Consider the following 16,613-nt stretch of genomic DNA (forward strand, 5'->3'; position numbering starts at 1 on the left):
AATTCCACAAGGCTCATGCCTTTCTGAAACTGGATTTTGTTCCTGGCCATGACACGTCTCCTAACCCAAGGAAAACCAGTGTCGTAAGTTTAGACGGGAGAATGGCTTATGTTAGGTGGTAATCAGGTAAATTTATAAGTGAAATGAAAGTGGCTTTAGAGATAAAATTTCAAGAAGAGAAAGAGATTTTAGAAGCAGCAATGAAAGTAATGGGGAATACGGTAGAGATGATAAATGCGTTTAAATTACTGGAGGATAAGATGAAACGTTATAATAGAAGATTAATAGAGCAAGAAGGGAGGTCAATCCCGGAAGGTGGTGGTGAAAGGTGTGTAATCGGCAGAGCGGCGCTACCTATGGATTTATCATCAGAAGATACAACAGGTGAGCAACACGAAGACCGAAAAAAAGATAATTAAATAAAGCTGATTATTCTAGTTGTTACAGAATGCTTGACCATCTTGAATAAAATACTGTGATGCTCAATAACCGCTTGGGTCTGTAGGCCACAGTTTAGTCCATTCCCTAGAAGCTAAATAATAGCTGCGCATGTACATCAAGATTAGCTCATGGAAATTAAGAAAATAGGCCAATTTCGTAGTTTTCTATTGGTTGGCTATAAGTGTTTATATTTAAAGTTGAAAGGGGATTTAATCCCCTTTTTTTAAAACTGACTGTGAAAATATCGAATAATATCCGTTGAAGTAACGATACCAGCCAGTTGATCGTTATCGACAACCATAACAGAGTGGTAGCGATTATCTGTTAGTACCTCGACAGCATCTTTGACTGTTGCTGTGATTGGTAGGGTTTTCAGGTTATTACTCATGACTTCAGCAATAGTGTGAAGCTGATCCATGAGAGTGTCCTGGGTGCGGTTGTCAGTGTTGCCGGCATCATAAACAAGGCGCAGTATATCTGTTTCAGCGATGATGCCGACGGGCTGTTTGTGATCGAGCACTGGCACATGATGGATATTATGTTCACGAAAAATAGCGTTAACGTCGCTCAGTTTTTGCCCTTTTTGAACAGTAATCGGGCTTGTTGTCATCACTTTTTGAATGCTTTCGTGTTTTTTCATAATACGATCCGTAGCTTATATCTGTCATTTTGAGATTTTATAATAGCGGGTTATGGGGGAAACGGGAATGTGAAAAATGGTTTTAGAAAAACTGATGGGTTGTGATTTAACTTTTGCAAATCAATATACGTTTAATTCGCATTAAATATCTTTATGCTTTAGAAAAAAGTCTCATTTTTGTTTTTTGTTTTTTGTTTTTTGTTTTTTGTTTTTTGTTTTTTGTTTTTTGTTTTTGTTTTTGTTTTTGTTTTTGTTTTTGTTTTTACGCTTACGTTAAAAATTTGTATTGTGTTAAATTTTTCCATTTTGTTTGTTAGTGTATGCTCTGGGATACAGTGAATTTAAGGATACTGATTGAGTTAAAGATTTATGAGGTACTGCAGATAGCCATTCATCCAGTTCCTCATAGCAATGCTGTAATTTACAAAGCTGTTCATCATCAAGAAGAGCGTCAATTGAACAAGCCTCTAAATCAGTTGAAGTCATAACATCAATAAGTGGAGGAATACAATCGGCTGACTGGGTATGATGTTCCTGTCTATCAGAATCTGGTTGGTTACCTCTATCATCTCTTAGTTTTAATGGTGTTTCTGATTCTTTATATCTGAAAAAACTGCCTGATGGAGTAAATCCAAAACTTGACCTTTTCTCTCTGAAGTAATTTAAATAATCTTTATCTTCCCATTGAAGTTCTTTTGAATGATACAATAAAGAAATTAATTCGTTTATTGTATCAATATTATGTTTGAATGCCTGTATAAAAAGCTTTTTATCAGTTAAGCTATCGGTTAATTTTTTTAGTTTATTCATTAAAAAATTCAAATCCCTAATGGATTTAACAAAAATTGCAAGCTCAGGGTCTAGATCTTCAATTGTTTGTTTTGATACAAGGGCAGCGATATAACGATTTTGTTTTTCTATATTGTTTTGTTTTTTATCAAATAACCCTAAATGGGTGAATGTTGAACCAAGAACGTGTAAATTAGAATTTAAATCAATCCATAATTCTGCAGGGAGTAAATGACAGATCGCATCATCTTCCAGCTGCTGTAACAATTGCTGTACGCTATACATCATCTCATATAAAGCGACCCTTCTGTAGAAATCAGGACTTGTTTGGATACCAGCTTGTTGAGCTCTCTCTAGTGCTGTTAAATCAGCTGTAGCCTCAGCCTCAAGGTCAGGATCTTCCATAGGAGGGGCTTCATCGGTTGCTAGGTTCACTGAACTTAAACCTTCTGGAGAACCTTGTTCTTGCCATACCTCTGAATGGGAATGAGTAATATCCAAAGGGCGATAAATCTCGCTCACAACAGTGTCATTTGAAGATTGGCTTGTTGTATCAGTATCCTCGTAATCCAATGCCATTACTGGAAACTCTATAGCATCTGCTGATTTTAATAGTGTTTCATAATGATTTTCTTCTTGATCTCTTGAATTCGTGCTGACTTTTTTCTGATGTATATCAATAGATGCTACTATTACTTCTTCTTTAATAGGCGCAGAGGGCGCCATAGTATTGAGTGGTGTAAAAGAAGTTGTTGTTTCTCCATTGGAATAAGGACTAAATTGCTTTTCATATTTCTCTCTCTTCAGCGTTACTGTTGTTGTCATTGGGGGAGGTGCGGGGGAAACCGCTTTGTCAGAGCAGTGAGGTTGTAAGGCCGGTAAGTGTGGCTGTATATCACCTAAAAACGGATGTGTCGTACTTGTTGATACTGGTTTTTGAATATCTACTATTTCACACATCGGAGGAGTATTTTTAAAGTCCCTATCGCTTAGTTGAATAAAATAAATAGGATCGCTTACATCATCACTATCCTCTTCTTGTGATTCTTCTGGTTTTCTTATTTTTAGTAATATCAATATCTTTTCCCATAATTTATAACAACAGCAATCAGAGAGCCTACAAAAATATCGATCCCAAAAACTGCATAATCGTTCTCTTATTGTTTGGAAGCGAGTTTTTGAAGGAGGAATTTTATCGCCTATAGTTTCTGGCTCTTTTGTAGGAATACTATTTGTTAGATAGTGAGAAGTGGAATTGACATCCAACAGGGCGGGATCTAAAGGTAAAGATGTTTTTGCTTGAATTGAAGACATAATATTGATCCACTTTTTCTGTCCAAATTAATATGAAAAAATTAAAGCTATATAGAATATGTCACTATTTATTTAGAAAAGTTCCCGTTAGAGACTAATGGTGCAGATTTTGATTTTGAATAGTAATATAAAGCTATATATAAATAATAAATAATTATTAAAAAAATAATTTATAAAGTTTTAAGCAATATTCTATTTTTCACTTAATCGTAATAACCTCTCAGATTTTATTGTTATTACTATCTCACCTCATTGAAAGTGAGTTACTGGATGAGTCCAGTCTGGATATAGAGGAAAAATCATGAGTTTGACGACGCTATCGGGTGATTCTCTTGCTGCAGTGGGGCTGGGAACATGGAAATCGGAGCCTGAGGTTGCCTATACGGCGATCCGGGAAGCGATTTCGATGGGGTATAGGCATATCGATTGCGCTTCTATCTATGGTAATGAACCTGATATCGGCCAGGCATTGAGTGATGCCATCAAGGATGGGGGTGTGCGCAGGGAAGACTTGTTTATCACGTCAAAACTCTGGAATAACGCCCACGCACCTGAGGATATAATGCCTGCACTGGAAAAGACACTTTCAGACCTGCATCTGGATTATCTGGATCTATATCTTATGCACTGGCCTGTGGCCGTGAGGTCAGATGTACAGTTTGCATCCACCGCTGATGAATGTATCTCTTTGAAAATATTACCTTTAGAGACAACCTGGGCAGCGATGGAGGCCTGTGTGGATAAAGGGCTGGCTCGATACATCGGAGTGGCCAATTTCAGTATCTGTAAGCTTGAAAAGCTCATTACAGAAGCGAGGATTCAGCCTGCGATGAATCAGGTAGAGCTTCATCCTTTTCTGGAACAGCAAATGTTAGTTCGCTTCTGCCAGGAGCATCGCATACAGGTGACGGCCTATGCACCGCTGGGCTCCATGGGTAGAGATGCCAATGTGCGTTCTGAGGATGAGCCAAGCCTGCTGGATAATGCCATTATCGGGGAAATTGCCCACAGACATGATATGTCTCCCGCCCAGGTGCTGATCCAATGGGCTGTGCAGCGCGGGGTGTATGTGATTCCTAAATCCGTATCACCCATACGGCAAAGGGAAAACCTGGAAGCTGCTAATCTGCTGCTCAGTATTGAGGATGTTGACCGGATTTCGGAGTTGGAGCGCCATTTCCGTTATATCGACGGTCGGCTATTTGTTGTGGAAGGGAGTGATTATACGCTGGCATCGATCTGGGATGAGGCGTGATGGTTGAATTTCGCTCGGTCAGGACGTAGTAAAGGGACTTTTCCTATATTCCTGATTGGATTCCATCAATGATATTTCAAATCAGTCTCAAAGGATTCGGCGGCAAACGAGAGGGATAGCCAATAATTAAACCAATGTACTCATCGTAACCCGCCAGCATTATCAAGGAAGTAGCAGCATGGAAAATCCTTCATCTCGTCAGAATTCATCGGATAACGATTCAGCGATTAACACAGCCAATAACAGTGCAAGCACTGATATACCGCAATTTGCCACAACCAGTAAGCAAAGTGACCAGAACCGGGAGGCTTCGGCAGACTTCAATGCCTATCGCCCTACCCTGTTTGATGAAATCTCCCCCATCGCGACCCTGAGATATAGCCTGGATAAATCGATCAGAACGGTCGGGAATAAGGTAAAAACCACCCTGAAAGGTGAAGATTTCCACAAAATGTCGAAATACCATCGCCAGGCCGTCCGGGCGAATGAGACCATCCGTGAAATGGCGCAACGGTTTGACCGGCTGGTTGATAAAGTTCAGGTCATTAACACTGAAATCATCCTGCTTCAAAACAAGTGCAGCAGCTTTGAGATTGAATACAGCCTGGCCTTTGAGGTCTGCCATATCGTTGACCGTTATAACAAGGCGCAGTGGTCAGAGCACAGGTTGTCATCGGCACTGCGGCATCTGCCAGAGCATATTCATATGCCCGGCCAAATGGCCTGGTATCTGGTCACCGACGAGGATGAGCGGCTGCGGCAGATGAAGAATGCCGTGGAGGTGTTCCATAAGTCCGATCAGTACCGCTGTTACCGGAATGATCAGGAAAGTATTACTGTACTCGACAATCAGCGTAATGAGTTGATTGAGCCCCTGAAAGCGTTTTCAGAGGCAACTCGGGTATCCGGTATCCATCTCAAGACCCGCTGGCAGGACCGGCTCAGTTTAGACAGTAAGGAACCTGGCATACCGCCTGCTGATACCTCACTGACGGGTAACCGTAATGATCACCAGAGGCAGACACTCACAACGGTCAATATTCCCCATTTATCGGATCTTCCGCTGAAAGACGCCATGATTTTCAATGTCAGCCAGTGGCAGAAGACACTGAAGAGACAGGTTGGCAACATGGTCAGGGGGGAAGATTTCCATCCCTCTTCGGCCGAACAGCGTGCAGTGATTGCCAGAAATTCACAGCTCAATGAAATGATTACGGACTTTGATGACATGGTCTCAGAAGTTGGCCTGCTGGAAGCGCGTATCTGCCAGCTTGAAAAACTGACAGACCGATTTGAGGTCGCGTTCAGTGACCTGCTCAATGCCCGCCGTTTCATTGAGAAAAACCGGCAGGAAAAACTCCCGGAAGCTCAGCTGGAAGAAGCGCTTCACCGGTTGCCTGAAGCCATACAGGTACCCTGGCAGGATCAACCAGCCATGCTGGGTAGCGGCCATGAGGCCCGTCATGATGTAGTCGAGGATTTGATTGATACGTTGTATCGCTCTGATGCCTGGCAGGCCTACCAGGCCGACAAAGCGGAAATTAATGAATTGAGAGCGCGTCGTCGGGCAATCGTTGATCCCCTCAGGGCATTTTCTGATGCGACCTGCACGACAGGGATTCACTTGAATACCTGGCAAAGAGACCAGCAACAACCATAAAACAGGGATGAAACATGCGTTACCTAATCAGCTCGATACTCTTGATGTTTTCGTTTTCACTGTCAGCGGCGGAGCCGTTGCAGAATCAGAAAGCCATGCAGGCACTGGTTGAAACCGTCATGAAGGATGTCGGTAAAGGGAACCTCAAGGATGGTATGGAGCGCCTGAAGCCGTATGTACTCTTTCCTGTTACGGAGATGAATGCTCAGGTCAGTCAGGTAGAAAGGCAGATGCCCTTGGTCTTGCAGCGTTATGGTAAGCCCGTAGGTTTTGACCTGATCAAGGTTGAGGAGGCTGGGAATTCATTAATCCAGTATGCCTACCTGCAAAAGTTTGAGAAGCATGCGCTGGTTTGGCGTTTTATCTTTTATCAGTCGAATGGCCAGTGGATGCTGAATCACTGGTCATTCGATGACAAGGTGAAAATGCTGTTCTGGTATTAAGCATTGTACAAGATACTCCTTGTTATAGACTTCTTTCATTAAGTAATGAACAAACGTCAATAATTATATTTTTGATAGTTTTTTAAAAATATCAATTTGATACCTGTTGTGAATAGTGGGACGAAGAATAGAGCATAAAACATCCATGAAATGACTCTATACCCTTTATTGATGAGGTAAATAAAACCAGCGTTGTTTGCAATAAAAACAGTAACGATTAATAGGGAAAATGTAATTATTGCGCGTTTTTCTGAAGATATATTTTTATTGCTGGCCACCGATAGGCGTTCATTGAATGTGTGAAAAAGAGCTGAGCAGGTCTCTATCAATGTCCCAAAAATGATTAAAGGGAAAAGGCCGCTGAGCAACTGGGAGTCTATTTCTAGCAATATCCGTGTTAATGGCACACTGTCATCAATGATTTCGGGGTAATAGCCCACCATTACGGTGTAAAAGGCTAATCCTGGCATAATGGCGAGTAAACCCGCACTGAATCCTGCCGCAATAGAAGAGCAAGAGCTATCTAAAGAGCGTAATGAAAAAAGTATGACAGGTATCGCAGCCAAGCTACTGACAGCAAACGTTGTAGCCCCATTTAACCAATCATTGTCATTGGTAAGAATATAGAAAATATCATTGTTTGTGATATTTATCGGTTTGATCCCATACATAAAAAACATGAAATATGTACCGTAAAGCGCGACAGACCAAAAACTCATGAATGTCTCGATTTTTTCATTTCCCAGACTGCTTGCCAACGTTACGATACAGATAAATACTATCATTCCAAGTGTTTCATTCTGTCCGGTAGAGTGAGCGATGACTCCTCCAGCCAGAGAGCTGCATACTGAAACAACAATCATCAGAGTGATAAAAAAGAAAAGTTCATAAAGAAACCATAAACGTCCGAGAAGGTGTTGGAAGAATGTTTTATAGTCATAGCTATTCGTTATTCTGGCAAATTCAAAACTGACGATAAGCACTAATGCAAAAATACAAAAAGTCAGGATAAAACCGAAATAACCTGCAACAGGCCCATATTGAAGAAAGAATTCGACGAGTTCGCGTCCACTGGCATAACCGCCACCGATAATCGTCGACTGAAACACAAGCCCTGGCAATAAAATAGCCTTGAGGCGCTTTATTGTAGACATTTATATCACCTCAAAACGTTTAGGGCTGATGCTTTCTTCAGTAACTCCCTGGTCTCTGAGCTCTTTCGGAATGCCATGACCCAGAATTAATGAAGCTGTCAGCCAGCCGGATGCGGGAGCGGTTTGAATGCCGGTGCCTCCCTGCCCTGCTAGCCAGAAAAAACCTGTTATTTGGTTGCTGAAACCGATGACCGGCGTTCGATCATGAGAAAAGGTTCTCAAGCCAGCCCAAGCGTAATTGATTCGCTGAGTGGATATGCCTGTTGTTTGAAAAAGTCTTTCGGCTGCAATGGCAATATCAATCTCTTCCGGGCGGGAGTCACAGGGATAACTTAGATGCTCATCGCAGGGGGATACCTGCAAAACACCTTTTTCCGGTTTGATATAGAAATCACTCAAAGCACCAATACTCATCGGGGCCACTTTGGAGGATTCAGTTCTGTTGTGACTGACTGTTATCACAGTGCGACGTAACGGTAGCAGGCCAAGCGGTTGTATACCTGCCAGCTGTGCGATTTCATCTGACCAGGCGCCGGCTGCATTGACTATGATGGGAGCCTGATAGGCGTTGCAATGTGTTAATACCGTCCACAAGCCACCCTCATAATTCAGTGTTGCCACAGTACTGTTGGGCAGAAATTGTCCATGATTGGCTTTTATAGCGCGACGATAACCGGTTAACAGTCCATGACTGTCGATATCGAAAGTGTAGGGGTCATACACAACCTCACGACTCATCTGACTGGATAGGGGAAGCGCTTCAAGTGGGGGGCTCGATAGCAGTTGTACCCTATCCAACACGGCATGCATTGATTGCCATAATACACGTAGCTTTTCTTCTTTATGCAGTGGTGAAATAAAAATAACAGAGCATTGGTGCACAAGTGGAAAGTCACAGAATCCTATGGGTGGGGTCAGGAAGAAACTCAGGCTGGTTTTAGTTAAAGCCAATATAACCGGATTATCATAGCCATTGGATTGTGCATAGACGGAAACAGCCCGTCCGCTCGCATGTATGCCTGGCTGGCTTTCACGTTCCAAGACCAGTACCCGTTTCCGTTGCAATGATAGGGCGTAGCCGGCGGACAATCCGGCTACGCCTCCACCAACAATGATGATATCAAACCGACTCATGGTGAGATTCATCCCCGGATAATGGCTTTATAGGCGCGATTTGTAGATATACCTCGCAAGAACCATGTCCTTCATTGAGGTTAACTTGCAAGTAGTCATCCTCCATTCGCTCTGGCACCAGATGATTATCCGTGAAGGCATACGGGTAATTGAGGACTTCCGCGCAGTACTTGATTGTTTGCTGCCTGATGTAGGCCGATAGTTTTGCCGTGGTCAGGTTTTCCAGAATAAATGAAAGTTGTTTGAGGTCCTTATTGGATACGACGGTCCTGTCATTAGCAGACTTGTCTTGCAGTTTCTGGAATTGTTGATTACCAGAAAGCTCGATAATGGCCTGTTTGAGCAGGTTATCCAGAATTGTCTGGCAGGCGTTTCTTTGATCAGGTGTCGTCAGGTTTTCAATGGTGGCCTCACCGGGGGCTAGAAAAACAGGCTTACCCATTGATTGACTGAGATATTGAGCAAACGCCTCAATGGCTTGCCTTGTTTTTTCTGGCTTAAGATAACCAGAACTTCCCCTGCAGTTATCCACATGACACAAAGCAATCCCCTGGTCCCCCCTGTCTACGGTGACGATAGAAGTAAGTAGTTTTCCATCACTTGTTTCGAGAATGGTTAGCGTAACTTCTGGGTACAACAGGATCATGTACAGATACTTTGTGTGAGGAGTATCCAGCCGAAGGCAGCATGGAACCAGAAAACCCGGATAAAGGGCTTTGTAGATGGTTGTGTGATCCAGGGTGGTAATATTTATGGCGCCAACTGTTTTCGAATGCACAGGTATATATTTATGGGGTATCACGCTAGCTGGCTGTGTGGAAAGGATGAAATGCAGGTGCGCGGTGCGTTCATGAGCGGTTTCGTCCATCTTACTGAGAAGTTGCTTAAGACCTTTTCTGGTATTTTTATTCCCAGAACAGTGATCTACCAATGAGCTACTCAGTGCCTGGATTATGTTCTTGAGATCGTCTTGAGGAGGTTTGCTCTCAAGTAAGGACTCTAGGACGGCTAACGGATTAGATGCACCCGATGGTGTAACAGGAAGGTATGAGGAATGGTAGGGTTCTTCCGTTTGCAGGTTGAGTTGAACCTGACAAGAATCTACATGCCTTTGGTCTAAACGCTCACTTCTTTGAAGGGGATAGGTATCAGGCTTGCCAAACCAAGCTCCGTGTCTCCTCATGCTGATGAGACATTTCCGGGCCGCTTAGAAGCCTATTGTTTCTGGCGTTAGGATTAATTGTGAGATTTTCCATGGTTTGGTACTCCTGGATGCTAATGAATAAAAACATGAATCCCGATTTTAGGGATTCATTCAATAGAGTTCGTGAGTAAGAAAAAAGTTCCTGAATCGCAAAATTCAGGAACATGTTCGGACTTATTTCTGTGAAGAAGGTCAGTGTCGCCAGAACATTGGGGTAAACAGCACCAGCAAGGTGAAGATTTCCAGACGCCCCAGCAGCATGGCAAAGCTCAGAATCCACTTCGCGGTATCTGGCAGGCTCTGGTAGTTGGATGATGCTTCGCCCAGTGCAGGACCCAGGTTATTCATACAGGAGGCAACGGCGGAGAACGCCGTGGTGATATCCAGACCCGTGGCAAGAAGCGCAAGATACATAACGATGAACAGGAAAACATACGCCGAGAAAAAGCCCCAGACAGCATCCGCTACCTTGTCGTCCACTGGTTTACGGCCCAGTTTTATGGAAAAGATCGCGTTGGGATGAATCAATCGCTTCAGTTCTCGTGACCCCTGTTTGAAGATCAGCAGTATCCGGATCACTTTCATGCCGCCGGCCGTGGAACCTGCACAGCCGCCGGCAAAGCTGGTCAGGAAGAGCAGCAGTGGCAGGAATGTGGGCCAGATAGAGAAGTCTGTGGTGGCGAACCCTGTGGTTGTCGCCACCGAAACCACTTCAAAGATACCGTATCGGGCCGCTTCCATGCCGTCGTAGACATCATTGTAAAGCAGTACCGGTACCGTCAGCAGGCAGACGCCAACCAGCATTAGAAGGTAACCACGGACTTCCGGGTCTGAGAAATACATCAGGAAACTGCGGTTGTGCCAGACCAGATAATGCATGGCGAAATTGATGCCGGAAATCAGCATGAAAAAGATCGCGATGCCTTCAATAGCAGGACTATTGAACCAGCCGATACTGGCGTCATGGGTTGAGAATCCGCCGATGGCGACGGTGGAAAAACTGTGGCTGATGGCATCAAACGGCGTCATGCCAGCCATCCAGTAAGCCAGCGCGCAGGCAACGGTCAGGCCGAGGTAGAGGTACCAGAGTGTTTTAGCCGTTTCGGCAATACGAGGAGTCAGCTTACGGTCTTTGACCGGCCCGGGGGCTTCCGTCCGATAGAGCTGCATGCCACCGATACCCAGCATGGGCAGAATAGCGACGGCAAGAACAATAATCCCCATGCCGCCCAGCCATTGCAGTTGTTGTCGGTAAAACAGGATGGCGCGAGGCATGGCGTCGATATTGGTTAGCACTGTGGCGCCGGTGGTGGTCAGGCCGGAGATGGACTCAAAAAAAGCATCAGTGACGGATAGCGACGGCGCATCCATCAACAGGAGAGGAAAGGCACCGAAAACCGCAAGAACCGCCCAGAACAGCACGGTAATCAGAAAGCCGTCCCGTGGACGCAGGTCATGTTTGGCCCGGCTGAACGGCAGAAAGAAGACCAGCCCGGTCACCAGGGTGATCAGGAAGGTATAGGTAAACAGCATGATTTCCGGTTCGCCGTACCACCAGGCCACTGCCATGGGCGGCAGGCTGGCGGTGCTGAACAGCACCAGAAGAATCCCCAGAATGCGCAGAATGACCGGCAGATGCATTCAACTCCCCCAGAAAGCACCTTGTTTCTGTACCCCAGCGCCTTGTTCCGTGTTGTTATGGCCAATCCGGCGGCGAGTACAGAACAGACTGTTGTTATTCCTTCGTAAAGTGACTGGCCGCGGTATCAGTGTTTATTGTGCGGCCAGGTTTTACCGGTTGTTCAGAAGAAACTGAGTCCTACCTGGAACAGTTTTTCCACTTCGGTTATACGCTTCTTGTCGGTGAGGAACAAGATAACGTGGTCACCGGACTGAATCTCGATATGATCGTGGGCGATCAGCACCTGGTCGTCCCGTACGACTGCGCCGATGGTGGTGCCAGGCGGTAGTTCGATCGCGCCAATGGTGCGGCCAACGACTCGAGAGCTGGTCTCATCGCCGTGGGCGATAGCCTCGATAGCCTCTGCTGCACCCCTGCGAAGTGAGTGAACGTTCACTACATCCCCGCGTCTGACGTGACGAAGCAGACTGCCAATCGTGGCAAGCTGGGGTGAGATCGCGATATCAATACTGCCACCCTGCAGCAGGTCGACGTAGGCCGGGTTGTTGATTAATGCCATTACCTTGCGGGCACCGAGGCGCTTGGCCAGCAACGAGGACATGAGGTTGGCTTCATCGTTGTTGGTCAGGGCGATGAAGACATCGGTCTCCTCAATGCTTTCAGCGACCAGCAGATCCCGGTCAGAGGCATTGCCGTTGAAAACGATGGCCTTGTTCAGGGATTGAGACAGGTGATGGCAACGCTGAACATTGTGCTCAATGATCTTGACGTTGTACTTGTCCTCAATCGCCTGGGCCAGCCGCAGGCCAATGTTGCCCCCGCCGGCGATGATGATGCGCTTGTAGTCCTGATCCAGACGGCGCAGCTCACTCATGACGGCCCGGATGTGCTTGCGGTCAGCAATGAAGAAGACTTCGTCGTCGGCTTCGATCACTGTGGTGCCTTCCGGCATGATTGCTTTGCCGCGCCGGAAGATGGCCGCAACCCGGGTATCCACATTGGGCATGTGTTCGCGGATGGTCCGGAGTTCCTGATTGACCAGCGGTCCGCCATAATAAGCCTTCACGGCAACCAGCTGCGCTTTTCCGCCGGCAAAATCCAGCACCTGCAGCGCGCCGGGGTATTCAATCAGGCGGGTGACATACTTGGTGACGACCTGTTCCGGGCTGATCAGAACATCGACCGGGAACGCTTCGTCATTGAACAGGCCGGCCCGGCTAAGATAGGCAGTTTGGCGAATCCGGGCGATCTTGGTCGGCGTCCGGAACATGGTGTAAGCGATCTGGCAGGCCACCATGTTCACTTCATCGGTGTTGGTGACGGCGACCAGCATGTCAGCGTCATCGGCGCCCGCCTGCTTCAGGACCGAGGGAAATGAAGCCATGCCGTGAACCGTGCGGATATCGAGCCGGTCCTGCAACTCCCTGAGTCGATCACCATCGGTATCCACGACCGTGATATCGTTTTCTTCGCTGGCCAGGTTCTCAGCCAGGGTGCCCCCGACCTGTCCGGCGCCGAGAATGATAATTTTCATGAAACGTGCCTGAATGGGTTCCTTACATCGTGAGGCCGCCGGCGTGGCCGACGGTCACCAGGTCAATCCTGCATTATGACGCTTTTTTACGTAACCGGCAGTAGAAAAAGCCATCATTTCCCTGGGGTTTTGGCAGCAGTTGAATGCCGTAACCGGTATCCAGACCATACTCTGTCGGGACAGGCTCCAGAATGATGTCGTCGTGCCGCTCAAGGAATGCCTTTATTTGCTGGCTGTTTTCATCTGGCAGCACGGAACAGGTCGCATAGAGCAGGATGCCGCCCGGTTTTAGCAGGGACCACATTGTATCCATGATTTCCCGCTGAAGATCCGCCAACTGGGGGATGTCGTCGTCTCTGCGCAGCCATTTGATATCAGGGTTCCGTCGAATGACACCGGTGGCGGAACAGGGAGCGTCCAACAGAATGCGGTCGAAAGGCTGGCCATCCCACCAGGTATCTGGCTGGGTGGCGTCACCGGTGATGACATTCGCGGTCAGCTTCAGGCGTGACAGGTTTTCATGGATACGGGCTGCCCGCTCGCTGTCGACATCCAGTGACCAGAGGTTTACACCTTCTGTGTGCTCCAGCATATGGCAGCTTTTGCCGCCGGGGGCTGCACAGGCATCCAGAACCCGCTCACCTTCCTGGGCATCTAGAAGCGATGCACTGAGTTGCGCCGCTTCATCCTGGACACTGACGCTGCCATCCTGAAAGCCCGGTAGGGCTGTGACGGGAGCGGCTTCCTCCAATTGAATGCCGTGGGCAGAGAACTGGCAGGCATGTGCGGCAATACCTTCATCAAGTAGTTGTTTCAGGTAGTCATCTCGACTGAATTGCCGGGCGTTAACCCGCAAGGTCATGGGCCCCTGCTGATTACCTGCATCAACGATAGCCTGCCATTGCTCGGGCCAGGCCTGCTTCAGGCGACGAAGCAACCACTGGGGATGTTCATAGCGTGCTTCTTCCGTGGAACCTTGCCAGTCTGCCAGCTCAGCCTTCTGCCGCTGGGCACTGCGCAGGACGGCATTGACCAGTCCCCTCGCCCAGGGTTTTTTCAGGTTGCGTGTGGCGTTGACAGTTTCTGAGAGGATTGCATGTTCCGGTATACGGCTGTAAAGCAACTGATAGAGACCAACCAGAATTAGTGCCTGTATTTCTTTTTCGCTGGCTTTGAGCGGCTTGCTGAGCAGTCGATCCCGAATCAACGACAAACTGAAGAAATGGCGTGCCGTACCATAACAGAGCTGGCGAAGTAGCGGGTGTTCGCTGTCGTGAAGGCGCTTTTCCGCCTGTGGCAGCATGGTGGCCAGCGATTGCCCCTTGAGCACAGCGGCGATGGTGCGAGCAGCCTGCAGACGGATATTGGCCGGACTTTTCCGAACCGGTTGTTGTGAAATAGTCATATCAGGCGAACCGTTTTCCCGGTGCAAACTGGTCACTGCGGCTGTTGAGCAGGTCCTGCACGCTCATCGCCCGGCTGCCCGGTAACTGCAGTTGTTTCAGCATCAGGCAGCCGGTGCCGCAGCTGACAACAATGCCCTGCTTGTCGGCCGAAACGATAGTGCCGGGGGCTTTATCGGATGCCGTTTCAATGGCGGTGGCCTGCCATACCCGAATGCGTTCTCCTTCCTGTTCGGTCCAGGCTACAGGCCAGGGGTTGAAGGCGCGTATCTGGCAATCGAGATCCTGAGCGGGTTTGGACCAGTCTATACCGCCCTCTTCCTTGCTCATCTTGTGGGCATAGTTGGCCAGTGCATCATCCTGCTTTTCTGGTGTCAGGTTGCCGGCGGCTATCTGATCCAGCGCTTGCTGGAGACAGGGAGCACCAATTTCCGCCAGACGATCATGCAGGTTCTGACTCGTATCGTCAGCATGAATAGGACAGCAGGCCTTCAGCAGCATATCGCCAGTATCCAGCCCGGCATTCATCTGCATAATGGTGACACCACTTTCATTGTCACCGGCGGCAATGGCACGTTGGATCGGCGCAGCCCCCCGCCAGCGCGGCAGGATGGAGCCGTGGACATTGATACAGCCATATTTCGGAATATCCAGCACTGCCTGAGGCAATAGTAGACCATAGGCGACGACCACCATCAGGTCTGGCTTCAGGGCAGCCAGTTCCTGCTGAGCTTCCTCAGCTTTCAGGGTCTTGGGCTGAAATACGGGAATATTATGCTCAAGCGCCAGTTGCTTAACCGGGCTGGGGGTCAGCTTGCGCCCCCGCCCTGCTGGGCGGTCAGGCTGCGAATAGACGGCAATGACTTCATGAGGGCTATCAATAACAGCCTGAAGATGAAGACTGGCGAATTCGGGGGTGCCAGCAAAAACGATACGTAATGGTTGGGTCATTTTGGATAAAGAAAAAGTGTGAAAATGACTGCATTATCCTCCCTAACATCAAAAAAGAAAAATCAATTACGCTAACTTATTGAATTTATTGCTTTTATTTTTTGTAGAGGGGGAGGCCAAACTTTGGTTTTAGGAACCAACTACCCCCTCTTCTGTCTTAATTGAAAGCCCAATTTTTCAGGAGAATAGACGTGGATTCGACTCGCCAGGTTGGAATGAGGCAAGTTACAGTCAATCCGGAAGCGCAGCAGGATGGCCTGGGATGTTGCGCCAGTATATGGAATCGTTTCGTGGCGTTTGTTTTTAGTTGCTGTCCACGAATCGTGGTCATTTTAACAATTGAAGCTAGAGTGCCTAGGCAAACTCTAAACGATAGAGTCGTTGTACCTGAACCTGATAGACAGAGAATTCAGCAACCAAGAATAGATCGAGGTTTAGGTGTTGATAATCGACAACATGCGAACTCTGCTAGAACCACAAGAAATATGAGTCGTGCAGAAAATGATTACCCAGACTTTGTTTATAAGCTCCAGCATTATGGAATAAAAATACCTGATCAACAAAGGCTGGCAGTATTAACGAATAATAATCCAGATATTTTGAATGATGAACATAGAATGAACGGTATCGTTCTTTATCTGGCTTATCAGACAAGAACAACAGGATTGCCTGATGAGTTGTGTTGCAGAGCTGTCGAGCAAGGCATGTTAGATGCCGTTCAGCTGGAAGCTGTAAGGCGAGGAGAGGATTTAAATAAAGGCATAATGAAAGTGGTCAATTATGCCGAAATCGTAAAGGGAAAAATGAGTTGTTTAGTCTCTCAATCTGATGATGAACCTACAGTAGGCTTACAGCGTGATGGTGCACACTCTTCTGATAGCCATCATGGAAGTATTTCTGATGATATTCCATCAATGCCTAGGGAACCTGCGAGCAAGTGACTTTTAAGAAATACAGTTTATGGAAGTTATTAAATCACTATTATGCAGCTCAAAAATAACTCAGTTTCCTGTTATTTAAGCCGGCTTACCGGCTTCCAGATACATTAA

Annotated in this window: 14 protein-coding genes; 5 read left to right on the forward strand and 9 right to left on the reverse strand. The window is 46.9% G+C overall.

The genetic code is table 11. The features are described from left to right. Positions 1-143: 143 nt before the first annotated feature. Positions 144-419 (forward strand): hypothetical protein, encoded by a 276-nt coding sequence (locus KHS78_RS21825; RefSeq protein WP_211831129.1) that lies wholly within the window; start codon positions 144-146, stop codon positions 417-419. A 245-nt stretch (positions 420-664) separates the two neighbouring features. On the opposite strand, the gene KHS78_RS21830 is transcribed toward KHS78_RS21825, so the two are convergent. After that, the gene (locus KHS78_RS21830) at positions 665-1,081 is read right to left on the reverse strand and encodes a CBS domain-containing protein (protein ID WP_211831130.1); all 417 of its coding nucleotides are present in this window, start codon (positions 1,079-1,081) and stop codon (positions 665-667) included. 291 nt (positions 1,082-1,372) lie between these two features. Continuing rightward, positions 1,373-3,184 (reverse strand): hypothetical protein, encoded by a 1,812-nt coding sequence (locus KHS78_RS21835; protein ID WP_211831131.1) that lies wholly within the window; start codon positions 3,182-3,184, stop codon positions 1,373-1,375. Positions 3,185-3,485: 301 nt separating this feature from the next. On the opposite strand from KHS78_RS21835, the gene KHS78_RS21840 reads away from it, so the two are divergent. From KHS78_RS21840 to KHS78_RS21850, 3 genes are all read left to right on the forward strand, one after another. Beyond that, positions 3,486-4,439 carry an aldo/keto reductase gene (locus KHS78_RS21840; protein ID WP_246506765.1) on the forward strand — a complete coding sequence of 318 codons (954 nt, stop codon included), beginning with the start codon at positions 3,486-3,488 and terminating at the stop codon, positions 4,437-4,439. Positions 4,440-4,617: 178 nt separating this feature from the next. Next, positions 4,618-6,099, forward strand: coding sequence for a hypothetical protein (locus KHS78_RS21845; protein WP_211831132.1), 1,482 nt, complete (start codon positions 4,618-4,620; stop codon positions 6,097-6,099). A gap of 14 nt (positions 6,100-6,113) precedes the next feature. After that, the gene (locus KHS78_RS21850; RefSeq protein ID WP_211831133.1) at positions 6,114-6,542 is read left to right on the forward strand and encodes a hypothetical protein; all 429 of its coding nucleotides are present in this window, start codon (positions 6,114-6,116) and stop codon (positions 6,540-6,542) included. A 56-nt stretch (positions 6,543-6,598) separates the two neighbouring features. Here the strand turns inward: KHS78_RS21850 and KHS78_RS21855 are convergent, their stop codons facing one another. The 7 genes from KHS78_RS21855 to fmt form a co-directional block, all read right to left on the reverse strand. Continuing rightward, positions 6,599-7,696 (reverse strand): hypothetical protein, encoded by a 1,098-nt coding sequence (locus KHS78_RS21855; protein WP_211831134.1) that lies wholly within the window; start codon positions 7,694-7,696, stop codon positions 6,599-6,601. Next, complete coding sequence (locus KHS78_RS21860) at positions 7,697-8,830, reverse strand: NAD(P)/FAD-dependent oxidoreductase (protein WP_211831135.1); 1,134 nt, start codon at positions 8,828-8,830, stop codon at positions 7,697-7,699. It lies immediately after the preceding gene. Further along, a complete protein-coding gene (locus KHS78_RS21865) occupies positions 8,817-9,698 on the reverse strand; it encodes a hypothetical protein (protein WP_211831136.1) in 882 nt (293 codons plus the stop codon). Before KHS78_RS21865 ends, KHS78_RS21860 begins: the two co-directional genes overlap by 14 nt. Positions 9,699-10,226: 528 nt before the next feature. After that, complete coding sequence (locus KHS78_RS21870; protein WP_211831137.1) at positions 10,227-11,675, reverse strand: TrkH family potassium uptake protein; 1,449 nt, start codon at positions 11,673-11,675, stop codon at positions 10,227-10,229. Positions 11,676-11,836: 161 nt separating this feature from the next. Beyond that, the gene (gene trkA / locus KHS78_RS21875; protein WP_211831138.1) at positions 11,837-13,210 is read right to left on the reverse strand and encodes a Trk system potassium transporter TrkA; all 1,374 of its coding nucleotides are present in this window, start codon (positions 13,208-13,210) and stop codon (positions 11,837-11,839) included. A gap of 73 nt (positions 13,211-13,283) precedes the next feature. Then, positions 13,284-14,615, reverse strand: coding sequence for a 16S rRNA (cytosine(967)-C(5))-methyltransferase RsmB (gene rsmB, locus KHS78_RS21880; RefSeq protein WP_211831139.1), 1,332 nt, complete (start codon positions 14,613-14,615; stop codon positions 13,284-13,286). A 1-nt stretch (position 14,616) separates the two neighbouring features. Further along, positions 14,617-15,564 carry a methionyl-tRNA formyltransferase gene (gene fmt, locus KHS78_RS21885; protein ID WP_211831140.1) on the reverse strand — a complete coding sequence of 316 codons (948 nt, stop codon included), beginning with the start codon at positions 15,562-15,564 and terminating at the stop codon, positions 14,617-14,619. A gap of 191 nt (positions 15,565-15,755) precedes the next feature. On the opposite strand from fmt, the gene KHS78_RS21890 reads away from it, so the two are divergent. Beyond that, positions 15,756-16,505, forward strand: coding sequence for a hypothetical protein (locus tag KHS78_RS21890; protein WP_211831141.1), 750 nt, complete (start codon positions 15,756-15,758; stop codon positions 16,503-16,505). The last annotated feature ends 108 nt before the right edge of the window (positions 16,506-16,613 follow it).

This window comes from Kistimonas asteriae, assembly GCF_018263925.1.
Taxonomy (GTDB): Bacteria; Pseudomonadota; Gammaproteobacteria; order Pseudomonadales; family Endozoicomonadaceae; genus Kistimonas; species Kistimonas asteriae.